Origin of the sequence: Desemzia sp. FAM 23988, assembly GCF_045528365.1 — a bacterium.
Lineage (GTDB): Bacteria > Bacillota > Bacilli > Lactobacillales > Carnobacteriaceae > Desemzia.
Genome location: NZ_JBGQQS010000003.1, coordinates 1 through 12,342 on the forward strand (window position 1 = coordinate 1; position 12,342 = coordinate 12,342).

Below are 12,342 nucleotides of genomic sequence, written 5' to 3' on the forward strand. Positions count from 1 at the left end.
ACAATTACCATATACCGTTACGTAACGTTAGGTTCAAGTAAAAAGATCTAATACACTAAATTAGATAAAAGAGTGAGTAGTAAAAACCTTGCTAGCACAAGTCTTTTACTACTCACGCTTTTACATGGAAACTATAATTTTTTACTTAATATTTCTCCGGGCAATCCGTCTATTTCACAAACAATTTCAGATATGAAACCTTGATTACTTAATATTTTTCTAGAAGCAACGTTTTCTGGATCAATGATAGCTTGTATTTTCTCTAACCCTAGTAGGCTTGCTATCTCAATTAATTGATTTGCTACACCAGTTCCATAACCTCTTCCCCAATATTTTGGAAGTATCATATAGCCTATTTCTGCTTCATTAGGTTGTTTTTCATTCAAAGTTTAATGAGCAAGTCCAATAAATTTTTGATCTAAATCCATAGATATTTTGTATGAACCATAATCGTTATTTTTTTTATTATAGGTTACTAATTTTTGGAAATTTGTTTTGGCTTCTTCATAGGGAATAGCTCTTTCAGTGATTTGAGACATAACACGATCATTTGAAACAAGTTGATAATAATAGTCAAAATCATCTTCCTTAAACTTCAATAGATTTAATTTCATTAGGACCTCCAATTGAATTCAATAGTTACTCATTTATTTATTGTTATTATATCTCAGAAGTAAGTAATTAATACTCTATAATTTTACACCTACGATACATGAAATTGGATAAAATCCTGTATCGATAATCCTATCTCTATAGGGTTCCTTTTTTATTTCGCCCACCAATATATGATTTTGCATCATAATAAACAGAATCCTGTATCGATTTTGCGAAAGGAGAGGGTTCTTAAATGGGGTTGACGTCCAACCATTAAGAAGACAACAAGAAATAAAAAAAATATTATTCTGTTTAAGGCGCAATAAAAACGTGAATCGAGATTTTTTTCTATTTTTTTTAGAGGCATGAATAGAGTTCTTCTAATAAATTGTAAAAAATAGGCGTTATCCAAATGAACTGCATAAATAATCGTTTTTTTCTTGACACAGATAGCCGTTTCGTTGTATGATATTTTTGTTGCTGAAAACCAGCAATTGATTTTTGGAGGGGTAGCGAAGTGGCTAAACGCGGCGGACTGTAAATCCGCTCCTTCGGGTTCGGCAGTTCGAATCTGCCCCCCTCCATTATTTATGGGCTGTAGCCAAGCGGTAAGGCAAGGGACTTTGACTCCCTCATGCGTTGGTTCGAATCCAGCTAGCCCAGTTGTAAATTAACCTATGTGTGGTTTTGATGGCAAGAAGGACACACCTGTTCCCATGCCGAACACAGCAGTTAAGCTTCTTAGCGCCGAAGGTAGTGAAGGGTTTCCCTTTGTGAGACTAGGACGAAGCCATGCTAGTTTAATTTACGAGTCATTAGCTCAGTTGGTAGAGCATCTGACTTTTAATCAGAGGGTCGCAGGTTCGAATCCTGCATGACTCATTATAGTGAGACGGAACCATCAATCAGGAAAATAACTGATTGGTGTTTTTTTTTGTGATAGCGGAAAAGCAGTCCTGCCGCGAGGGAAGCACGTCTAAAGAGTGGAAGTAAAGGTAGTTTATCTTATTTGCGTAACGTTTTCTGAACCTTTTTTTCAAATAGTAACGTAAAATAGCATTGCGTGCTTTTATGGATTCAATTTTAGATAATAGGGAATGTAATTTACTCTTGCGTGACATTTTAGCAGAATAATGGTTCATTAAGGTACACAAAGGTTACCGGATGAATTTATTTTATTGTTTTTCCAGCTGTTCACCCTCATTTACAGGAAAAAAATGAATGAGAAAAAGATCTCAGGTCGTACAATGAAATAGCGTCATTCAAATTAATTTATGCTATAATATGGACTGAGTGACAATTTTACCCTTTTGGAGGTGTCCACATGTCAATAGATTGGTCACTACTTTTTACATGGCGCTCGTTTGTCAATTTAATAGATATCCTGATTGTTGCATTTTTCATTTATCAGCTCATTATTGTAGTTAGAGGAACAAGAGCTGTTCAGTTGTTAAAAGGAATTTCCATTATTGTACTTATAAAAATTGGAAGTTACTTCTTCCAGCTTCAAACGGTAGAATGGATTGTGGATTTAGTGATTCAGTGGGCTGTATTGGCTTTGATCATTATTTTCCAGCCTGAAATGCGCAGAGGTTTAGAGCATCTAGGAAGAGGTTCTTTATTCAATCGTATGAAAAAGAAAAAAGATCCTGGCGAAGAACTTGTATCAAGTATACTAAAGTCTGTTCAATACATGAGTAAACGCCGAATAGGTGCGTTAATGGCTATTGAAATGGAAACAGGGCTAGAAGAATATATTAACACGGGGATTCCTTTGAGTGCAGATATCTCTGGGGAGTTATTGATCAATATATTTATCCCGAATACTCCGTTACATGATGGAGCAGTTATCATTCAAGATTTTAAAATTGCTTCAGCAGCAAGCTATTTACCACTATCGGAAAGCTCGTTGATTTCTAAAGAGTTAGGAACTCGCCATAGAGCAGCCATTGGGTTGAGCGAAGTATCTGACGCCTTGACCATTATTGTTTCTGAAGAAACTGGCGGGGTGAGTATTACACAAAACGGCAACTTGTACCGTGACTTATCGAAAGAAGATTTTGAGGTATTCTTAACAAAAGCCTTAGTAACGAATGATGAAGAACAAACAAGCAACCCTATTCAAACTTTCTTTAATAGTTTTAAAAAGGGGGCTTCTAAAAAATGATTGAAAAAGTAACGAATTCTCCTTGGTTCCTACGGATTGTAGCACTAGCATTTGCGATATTATTGTTTGCGTATGTAAATAATGAAAACAACAGACAGTTTAGTACAAACAATCGATCAGGAGGAGCTACGGTAAATAGTTCTGAAATGATCACCGATTTGCCTGTTATTGTGAATATTGATCAAGAAAAGTATTTTGTAACAGGTGTACCTGAATCAGTGTCTATTTTGTTAGAAGGATCTACTGCGATCTTATTAAACACATTGACTACTGAAAGTTTTGATATTGTAACACCCGATTTAAATGAATTAGGTGAGGGAACTTTCACGATAGAGTTGATACCATCTGGCTTATCTGATGAACTGGAATACACGCTTTATCCTTCAGAGGTGACGATCAATATCGAAGAACGTGCCAGCGATAACTATGATGTATCTGTTTTATTTGATGAGGAATCTTTAGCAAGAGGATATGAAGCTGGGACTCCAATTGTGGATACAGAGACAGTTCTTGTTGAAGGAGCAGCTTCTACATTAGAACAGATCGCAAATGTCCAAGTCAGACTTTCAGAGGAAGAAAACATCAATTCCGACATCAGTGAAACACTGCCGGTTATTGTGACAGATGCTGAGGGAAATCAACTAGATGTTGAAGTGACACCTAGTGAAGTCAATGTAACGATTCCAGTCTCTTCAAATAATAAGGACTTGCCTATGTCACTAATCCAAACCGGTACGCCCGTAGAAGGTTATACGTATGAGCTGGAATTTGCTGAAGGCACGGAAACGATAGCAAACCTTGTGGCGGAAGACAGTGTTTTGGAGGCCTTAACAGATCTGGAAGTACCCGTGGATATTACAGGCATAACTGAGACGTCTACTGTAGAAATCGCAGTACCTATACCGAATAATGCGACATCAGTGTTGCCGGAGACGATAGAAGTAGATGTTACGGTAACTGTTGATGAAGAAGCAGGGAATTCTGATCCGATTGATGAACCAGATCCGCCAACGAATGAGACTTCAGGTTCTACATCCGAAAGTAGTGCTGAATCTGAAAACAGTGCCGAGAGCAGTGCAGAGTCTGAAAGCAGTGAAACTACGGAAAGCTCCGGCAGCTCAGAAAGTTCAGCATCTTCTGATCAAAGTACAGAAGAGAGTACAGAAGAAGACAACAGTGAATAACGAAAAAAGTGTTTGAGTGAATAGTGATTAAAATGATGATTCAATACAAAAATAAGCAATCGATTCAATTACTGAAAAGGAGCTTTTGAAAAATGGGAAAATATTTTGGAACTGATGGAGTAAGAGGGGTTGCAAACTCAGAACTTACACCAGAACTAGCATTTAAACTTGGAAGATACGGTGGCTATGTGCTATCACAACATACAGAGGGAGACGAACAACCTCGTGTTTTGGTGGGTAGAGATACACGCATGTCCGGACAATTATTGGAGTATGCATTGATTTCTGGGTTGATGTCTGTAGGAATCGAAGTTCTTAAGCTAGGCGTTATCAGTACGCCGGGAGTAGCTTATTTAACAAGAGTACAAGGAGCAGCAGCTGGAGTAATGATCTCAGCGTCTCATAATCCGGCTCCAGATAATGGTATCAAATTCTTTGGTTCAGATGGATTCAAATTATCAGATGATCAAGAAGATGAAATTGAAGTATTTTTAGACCAAGATGAAGACGAACTACCACGTCCAAGCGCAGCAGGACTGGGAAGTGTTGAAGATTACAAAGAAGGTTCTCAAAAGTACACACAATTCTTACAACAAACCATTGCAGGTGATTTGAATGGATTGCAAGTTTGTCTAGATGGAGCAAATGGCGCTACAAGCCCATTGATCAATCGTTTGTTTGCTGATTTAGAAACTGAATTTGACGTTATGGGTATTTCTCCCAATGGACTGAATATCAATGACGGAGTAGGGTCCACACACCCTCAAAAATTAGCTGAAATGGTTGTCGAAAAAGGTGCAGATGCTGGCTTAGCATTTGACGGCGATGGCGACCGGATTATTGCTGTAGACGAATTAGGAAATATTGTTGATGGCGATAAAATCATGTATATTTGCGGTAAACACATGAAAGACAAAGGTCATTTGAAAAAAGATACAATTGTTTCAACAGTCATGAGTAATTTAGGATTCCACAAAGCTGTGGAATCTGCTGGAATGAAAGCCTTGAAAACTAAGGTTGGAGACCGCTATGTAGTAGAAGAAATGCGTAAAAACGACTACAATTTAGGTGGGGAACAATCAGGACATATGGTATTCTTAGATTACCATACAACGGGTGATGGCTTACTTTCTGCGGTTCAATTATTGAACGTTATGAAAGAAACCGGAAAAAAATTATCTGAATTGGCTGAAGAAGTTACAGAGTATCCTCAAAAGCTGGTAAATATAAGAGTCAGCGATAAAAATGGCGCTATGGAAGTTCCAGCTATCAAGAAAGCTATTGAAGAAGTAGAAGCTGAAATGGCAGGCAATGGGCGCGTATTGGTTCGTCCGAGCGGAACAGAACCCTTATTGCGTGTAATGGCTGAAGCACCGTCTGAAGAAAAAGTAAACAACTATGTTGATCGTATCGCAGCGGTTGTTAGAGAAGAAATTGGTTTAGACTAAGCTAAACAGAAAGAGCAGAAATCCGCGTAATGGGGTTTCTGCTCTTTCTGTTATAGGAAAGGATGTAGTAGAATGAATCAATCAGAACGTAAAGTAGTATTGAATATTGCTTGCAGTTTGGACGGATATATCGCTACTGAAGAAGAAAGCCTGGATTGGCTTTTTAAGATAGAAGGGCAAGAGGAAGCAAACAAAGGAATAGCAGAGTTTGACCAGACAGTAGACACCGTTATTATGGGCAGAAGAACGTTTGACTGGGTAATGAAAGAAACGAAAGGCGAGAATCCATATAAAGATAAAATGACGTATGTGTATTCTTACACAGCCAACGAGTCGTTTGAAAATGTTCATTATACAAAAGAAGAACCAAAGCGCCTAATTGAAGTCATGAAGAGCCAAAAAGGAAAAAATATTTGGTTAATGGGCGGCGGAGTAGTCATCCGTGATTTTTTAGAAGCGGATTTAGTAGATGAATTAATTATTACAATCGCACCTGTACTGTTAGGTGAGGGAATATCTTTATTTAACAATGGGAATTATCATTCAGAGTGGACGTTAAAAAGAACACGCCAGATGGGCCAATTTGCTGAATTAAATTTAACAAGAAAATAAAAGGACCTCACTGATTAAAGAAAGCGACTTTCATTTTTTAATCAATCTGATGAACAAATCTATGGCAAAAAGCAGAAGACAAGTTTAACTGTCTTCTGCTTTTTTACTATAGAACCGTTGCTTGTTATTTATTGTCAAAACGTTCGGGATTCCATCCTGTACGCTCGTTTTTGTTTAAGGCATTGATTTTATGCATATCTTCTTCAGTTAGTTCGAAATCAAAAATAGCTGCATTTTGTTGAATGCGTTCTTGATGAACGGACTTAGGTATCGTTACCACGCCGATTTGCATATCCCAACGTAAAATGATTTGGGCTACTGTTTTGTTGTATTTATCTGCAATTTCTTTGAGGTCCTGGTTGTCTAAGATTTTACCGCTGCCTAGTGGAGAATAAGCTTCCACTACAATATCATTTTCGGCGCAATATGTGCGCAAAGATTCTTGGTTTAATAGCGGATGCAATTCGATTTGGTTCACCATAGGCTTGATGCGAGCGGTACGCATTAATTTTTCAAAATGGTGCTTGTGGAAGTTACATACACCAATGGCGCGTATCTTTTTGCTTTCGTATAATTCTTCCATAGCTTTCCAAGTATCATTAAATGAATCAGCTACCGGCCAATGGATCAAATACAAATCAATGTAATCCAAACCTAATTTATTCAAACTGGTTTCAAAAGCTTCTAATGTAGTTTCATATCCTTGATCTGAATTGGCTACTTTAGTAGTAACGAAAATGTCCTCTCGTTTTACGCCCGCTTCTTTGATGGCTTGGCCTACACCTGTTTCATTACCATACCCAGCAGCGGTATCTATCATAATGTAACCTGTGTCTAAAGCCGTTTTTACAGATTGGACAACCTCTTGACCATCCTCAACTTGCCACACTCCTAAACCTAATCTGGGCATTTCTACCCCATTTGCTAGTGTTACAGTTTCTTTGATATTCACATGACTAACCTCCTGAGAAAGAATAAGTTAAGTATATACTTCTTTGAGTAAAAAAAGTATATACTTCTGCTTTTTTATTGAAAATAAAATTTGAGCTAGAACGCCTTGTTCCACTCTCTTAGACGAGTTGCACAAGGCAACTCTCACTACCAAAATAGAAACGACGAAAGTTAGGTAAAGTGAACACCTAACTTTCGTCGTTTCTATTTTGTCCGGAGAGCTAAACGCCTTGTTCCACTCTCTTATTCTTAGTGTGTTTCGAACCAGTTTAGAACAGCTTTCAATCGTTGGATTCTTAAATTTGGTAGTCCATTGCGTGACAACCCATGGCTGGATTTAGGGAAGGTCATGAATTGAGTATCGACGTCTTGACGTTTCATGGCGACATAGAATTGTTCGCCTTGTTCTTTTGGACAACGCAGATCTTCGTCACTGTGCATCACTAAAATAGGTGTTTTAGCTTTATGTGCATGAGCTAGAGGAGACATTTCCCATAATTTTTCCACATCATCTAATTCATGCTGCAATTGGAATTTGACAAAGAAGGGCCCAATGTCGCTGGTTCCATAGAAGCTGATCCAGTTAGAAATGGAGCGTTGGGTCACGGCTGCTTTGAAACGGTCGGTATGTCCAACGATCCAGTTGGTCATAAAACCACCGTAACTTCCTCCAGCTACATAAACTTCCTCTTGATTGATCTCTGGATGGGCATCCAGCACAGCGTCTGTTCCCAGCATCAAGTCTTCAAAATCTTTATTCCCATAATCGCCTAAAATAGAAGCCACAAATTGCTGTCCATAGCCATTTCCGCCACGAGGATTTAACATAATGACTCCATATCCTTTAGCAGCCAGTGTTTGCATTTCATGGAAGAATGTTTCACCATAACTCACTTGAGGTCCACCGTGAATGTATAAAACAGCTGGATGAGAAGCTGCTTTTTCTAAAGGAGCTAAGTACCAACCTTGAATATCCCAATCATCAGCACCTTTGTACCAAAACATTTCAGGCTCCACAATGGTGTGTTCTTTTTCAAAGGATTCATTTGGGTTGTATACAGCTTCGAGATTGCCTGTTTCTAGATCAATGAATCCTAATCCGCTTGGTTTAGTGGTGGTAGAATAGGTTACTACTATTGTTTGGCTATTTGGAATCAAACTTCCATCCGTTAAATGCATCGGCTCGTCAAAAAGAGTCGAAGTTTCTGCTGACCGGTTTCCTTTGTACAGCTTGATTTTACCGTGTTCAGTAGTTGAAAACAGGTATTCTTCCTCGTTCAGCCAAATAGGATCGATACCAGCAGCTTGTTGTTGAAAATCACCAACTAGTACATCGCCAATCTCAATATCTTGTTTGGCTGTTAGACAGGTCAATTGATGTGAAATAAGGTCGTATCCATATAATTTATTCTGTGTGACAAAAGCATATTCAAAATCATTTCCGACTAATAGCAGGTAATCCTCTTTTGGTGACATCGCTCCGAAACCAAAACTGCCTTGAGGAATGGATGTAGTCAATGAATGACTTTCTTTTGTAGCTATATCGTACCAATAGACGGTTGCTCCATAATCCCATTCATCATCTGGATCTAATTCATCGGCATAAATCAGATAACTTTCATCTTTAGCGACATAATTCAAAGCGAAACTTTCTTTTCTTGTCAGAATAGTATGGCTGTTTTTAGTAGCTATATCGACCTTTTTGACATGGTATTGCTGATTTTCCGGCAATAATCCAGCACCATCTAGTTTATAGGTCAAGTTGGTGATGATGGTAGCCTCTGGTAATTTATCCGATTCTTCCTTTTTGCTGTCCTTTTTATCTCCGCTCAATTCCTCTTCTAATTCTAGTTCAGCAGAAGTTTGATAATAGATACTTGAACCAGTACTAGACCAATAATAAGTTGAAACCCCTTCTTTTTCTTCCGTCAATTGAATAGGGCTTCCACCATCTAAAGGCATGACCATAAGTTGCATCTTTTTATCTGTGGTTCCGTTAGATAAGTAAGACAACCATTTGTTATTCGGAGAAATTTTGATAGCCGTATTCACTGAACCAGTATCTCCCCAGTTTAGTCGTTGTTTCGTTAAATGATTTAAACTTTTGATCCCAGTTCGGTATAGATTTTCTTTTTTATCGATTTGTGTCTCCAAATAAAAAATAGTATCCTTCCAAACGACAGGTTGAGAGACATTTTTCAACTCAAATAAACTTTCCGTAGTGATTTTTTTCATCTTTATCCTCCTATATGTAATAAAAGAAGTATTGAATTAAAATCTCAATATATTCTAATGATTATCTTAGTGTATTATCATTATTATCCTTCTTCTAGTTCTATATTTCAAGAGGAAATCTAATGAGTAGTTAAATTATCCTATTGGCTAATGCGACAATAAAATGATAAATTAATGTCAAACAACTTGGAGTCTTTTTAGAATTTTTTTGAAATATAAGATACTTGTTGGACAAATTAAGGGAGGAAAGTTGAAATGAGTATTGTAGAAATTAAAGGACTAACCAAAAAGTTTGGGAAATTTATAGCGTTGAATAATATTGACTTGATCATGAACGAAGGCGAAATTTACGGATTTATTGGACCAAACGGGGCTGGAAAATCTACGACTATCCGTGTGTTATTAGGACTATTGAAGCCTACTGAAGGACAAGTAACTATCTTTGGAAAAGATGCTTGGCGCGATTCAGTCGAGATACATAAACGGATTGCCTATGTGCCAGGAGATGCCAATTTATGGCCCAATTTGACTGGAGGACAAGTAATTGATTTGTTCTTGAAGATGCGTGGGAGGGAAATTAATCCAACTAAACGAGATAGATTAATCCAACACTTTGACTTGGACCCCTCTAAAAAATGCCGCACCTATTCAAAAGGAAATCGCCAAAAAATTGCTCTTATTTCTGCTTTTGCATCAGATGCAGATTTATATATTTTAGATGAACCTACTTCTGGACTAGATCCATTAATGGAACGCATCTTTCAAGAATACGTTTTAGAAGCTAAGGAGCAAGGAAAAAGTGTCTTACTATCAAGTCATATCTTATCTGAAGTAGAAACATTATGCGACCGAGTCGCTATTATTCGGGAAGGTGAAATGATAGAAAAAGGCACTTTAACCGAATTACGTCATCTTACACGTACGAAATTTACAGTTGAAACAGCAAAAGAATTGACAGGGTTAACTGAACTGAAAGGCATCCATGATGTGTATCAAAATGAAACGGGTTGGCATTTCCAAGTAGATACAGAACAAATGGCAGAGACAATAGAGTACATCAGTAATTTTGGTGTCTTAAAGTTAGAAAGTACTGCACCAACACTAGAAGATTTATTTATGCGTCATTATGAAGGGGAATCTTCCGCACAAGAACTTAAAGGTGGAGGTGTTCATTAATGGGAAAGCAGTTGTTTAAAGAAACCCGAAAGATAACAAAATTGCTGCTGCGCCAGAATCAATTCAAAATTTTTCTTTGGTTAATAGGGGTGGTAGGGATTACATTAACTGTAGCGAATGTGTATCCTACAGTTTATGTAACTCAAGAAGACATTATGGGATTTGCTTTAACTATGGAGAATCCGGCAATGAATGCAATGTTAGGTCCTAATTATGCTATAGAGGATTACAATATTGGGGCGGTTTTTGCAAATGAGATGTTATTATTTACAGTTATTGCTGTTGGTGTCATGAATATTTTATTGGTCAGTTCTAGTACACGAGATGACGAAGAAGAAGGACGCTTAGAAATGGTTCGAGCTTTGCCAGTTGGCCGTTTAGCATACTTAACTGCTTCTGGAATAATGATTGCTATTGTGGATGGGATTCTCTTTCTTTTAACGGCTGTTGGGTTAGGCTTTGTTTCTGCATCAGGAATGATCTGGGAAGCTTCTTTTCTCTATGGTACTTTATTAGGAGTAACTGGTCTATTCTTTGCTGCTTTGACAGCATTATGTGCCCAATTAGCAGAAACTTCTAAAGGAGCAACCGCTTTGTCATTAGGCGTTTTAATTGCAGCATACGTTATTCGCGCAATTGGAGATGTAAATAGTGAAGGGTTAGCTTTGCTTTCTCCACTAGGTTGGGTTGTTCGTACAGAAGTTTTCGTGAATAACAACTGGTGGCCAATAGGAGCTTTGTTGTCTAGCACAATAGTACTGCTAATAGCAGCTCTCTACTTGAATCTAAAAAGAGATATCAATACAGGATTGCTTCCTGATCGCAAAGGTAAAGTACATGCATCTAGATTTTTAAAAACACCTATTGGTTTAACATGGCATTTAGAAAAAACGAATTTAATTGCTTGGACGGTAGTCTTGTTTTTGTTAAGTGCAGCTTTCGGTGCCATATTAGGAGAGTTAGAAGTCTATTTTTCAGATATGGATATTATTCAAGCTTACTTTTCTGAAGAATCGGGGATTTCTTTAACAGAACAGTTTATAGCGTTACTGATAAGTATTATGTCTGTCTTTACCGCAGTACCAGTTATGTCGATTATTTTGAAACTAAAAAAAGAAGAAAAACAGGGCCGTGTAGAAAATTATTACAGTCGTGCAGTATCGCGGAATACAATCTTATCTAGTTACTATATGATTTCATTGGTCTCTGTAATTGTGATGCAAGTTATGACAGGGCTAGGGTTGTATTTAACGGCGAATCAAGTTTTAGAAGAAGGTCTTGAATTGAGTATGATTATGAAAACCACACTTGTCTATGTACCAGCAATTTGGCTTGTCATAGGACTGGCTACACTGTTGGTCGGTGTTTTCCCAAAAGGAGGCAGTTTGGCTTGGTTCTATATTATATTTTCGTTCATTGTGATTTATATAGGCGATTTAGTTGATTTTCCAGATTGGGTGATTAATTTTTCAGCTTTTACTCATGTTCCTCAAATTCCAATTGAAGAGATGGATTGGAAAGCTTTAAGTAGTTTAAGTGGTATTGCAGTTGTATTAACTCTAATTGGACTTATAGGATATAACAAACGAGATATTCAAAACCAATGATCCATTTGCTCAAATAGGAGTGAGAGAGAAAGACAACCAATTCTCCAACTTAGATTAAACAATCAACTGTGTTCAATTAATAGAAAGTGAACTTTTTGTTTGTGATGAGAATGCCTTAGAGTACTGGTATTTTTTAAGTGAGATATGCACCAGACAAGCATCACTTGGTGAAATGCAGTTGATCTATAATTAGGATGAATTCTTGATTGGTATAACTATAGAACCTCATCATTGTCAGGAAAGGCACACTTTTAAAATAGACTCATAACGAACAGCAATATTTTTTCTTTGGTTAATATCGACGATGTGGATGTTAACTGGATTTAAACGATATAAAAAAGCGAGAAGCCACTTACAAAGTGGTCTCT

General features: G+C 37.4%; 10 protein-coding genes, 3 tRNA genes and 1 rRNA gene. 10 read left to right on the forward strand and 4 right to left on the reverse strand.

From position 1 onward, the window contains the following. Positions 1-131: 131 nt before the first annotated feature. Together ACEN4L_RS02535 and ACEN4L_RS02540 are read right to left on the reverse strand one after the other, a co-directional pair. On the reverse strand, positions 132-386 hold the full coding sequence (locus ACEN4L_RS02535; protein WP_407095786.1) for a GNAT family N-acetyltransferase; N-acetyltransferase: 255 nt from the start codon (positions 384-386) through the stop codon (positions 132-134). A 3-nt stretch (positions 387-389) separates the two neighbouring features. Beyond that, positions 390-614 carry a hypothetical protein gene (locus ACEN4L_RS02540; protein WP_407095787.1) on the reverse strand — a complete coding sequence of 75 codons (225 nt, stop codon included), beginning with the start codon at positions 612-614 and terminating at the stop codon, positions 390-392. A gap of 483 nt (positions 615-1,097) precedes the next feature. Between ACEN4L_RS02540 and ACEN4L_RS02545 the strand changes: the two genes are divergently transcribed. The 8 genes from ACEN4L_RS02545 (at position 1,098) to ACEN4L_RS02580 (ending at position 6,005) form a co-directional block, all read left to right on the forward strand. Next, positions 1,098-1,178 (forward strand) — tRNA-Tyr (locus tag ACEN4L_RS02545). 7 nt (positions 1,179-1,185) lie between these two features. Continuing rightward, positions 1,186-1,257: transfer RNA gene (locus ACEN4L_RS02550), tRNA-Gln, on the forward strand. Between the two features lie 17 nt (positions 1,258-1,274). Then, positions 1,275-1,390, forward strand: a 5S ribosomal RNA gene (gene rrf, locus ACEN4L_RS02555). Positions 1,391-1,403: 13 nt separating this feature from the next. Beyond that, positions 1,404-1,476, forward strand: a tRNA-Lys gene (locus ACEN4L_RS02560). Between the two features lie 442 nt (positions 1,477-1,918). Next, positions 1,919-2,761, forward strand: a complete 843-nt coding sequence (gene cdaA / locus ACEN4L_RS02565; RefSeq protein ID WP_407095788.1) for a diadenylate cyclase CdaA — start codon at positions 1,919-1,921, stop codon at positions 2,759-2,761. Beyond that, positions 2,758-3,945 carry a YbbR-like domain-containing protein gene (locus tag ACEN4L_RS02570; protein WP_407095789.1) on the forward strand — a complete coding sequence of 396 codons (1,188 nt, stop codon included), beginning with the start codon at positions 2,758-2,760 and terminating at the stop codon, positions 3,943-3,945. Before cdaA ends, ACEN4L_RS02570 begins: the two co-directional genes overlap by 4 nt. A 92-nt stretch (positions 3,946-4,037) precedes the next feature. Beyond that, entirely contained in the window at positions 4,038-5,393 is a 1,356-nt protein-coding gene (glmM, locus tag ACEN4L_RS02575; RefSeq protein WP_407095790.1) for a phosphoglucosamine mutase, read from the forward strand. Positions 5,394-5,465: 72 nt separating this feature from the next. Further along, entirely contained in the window at positions 5,466-6,005 is a 540-nt protein-coding gene (locus tag ACEN4L_RS02580) for a dihydrofolate reductase family protein (RefSeq protein WP_407095791.1), read from the forward strand. A 124-nt stretch (positions 6,006-6,129) separates the two neighbouring features. On the opposite strand, the gene ACEN4L_RS02585 is transcribed toward ACEN4L_RS02580, so the two are convergent. Then, on the reverse strand, positions 6,130-6,957 hold the full coding sequence (locus tag ACEN4L_RS02585; protein ID WP_407095792.1) for an aldo/keto reductase: 828 nt from the start codon (positions 6,955-6,957) through the stop codon (positions 6,130-6,132). A gap of 248 nt (positions 6,958-7,205) precedes the next feature. Continuing rightward, a complete protein-coding gene (locus ACEN4L_RS02590; protein WP_407095793.1) occupies positions 7,206-9,191 on the reverse strand; it encodes a S9 family peptidase in 1,986 nt (661 codons plus the stop codon). 255 nt (positions 9,192-9,446) lie between these two features. Here ACEN4L_RS02590 and ACEN4L_RS02595 point away from each other — a divergent pair, with 255 nt between their 5' ends. After that, positions 9,447-10,367: an ATP-binding cassette domain-containing protein gene (locus ACEN4L_RS02595; protein WP_407095794.1), complete on the forward strand. Its 921-nt coding sequence runs from the start codon at positions 9,447-9,449 to the stop codon at positions 10,365-10,367. Then, complete coding sequence (locus ACEN4L_RS02600) at positions 10,367-11,974, forward strand: ABC transporter permease (protein WP_407095795.1); 1,608 nt, start codon at positions 10,367-10,369, stop codon at positions 11,972-11,974. The genes ACEN4L_RS02595 and ACEN4L_RS02600 overlap by 1 nt, the downstream gene beginning before the upstream one ends. Positions 11,975-12,342: the final 368 nt, after the last annotated feature.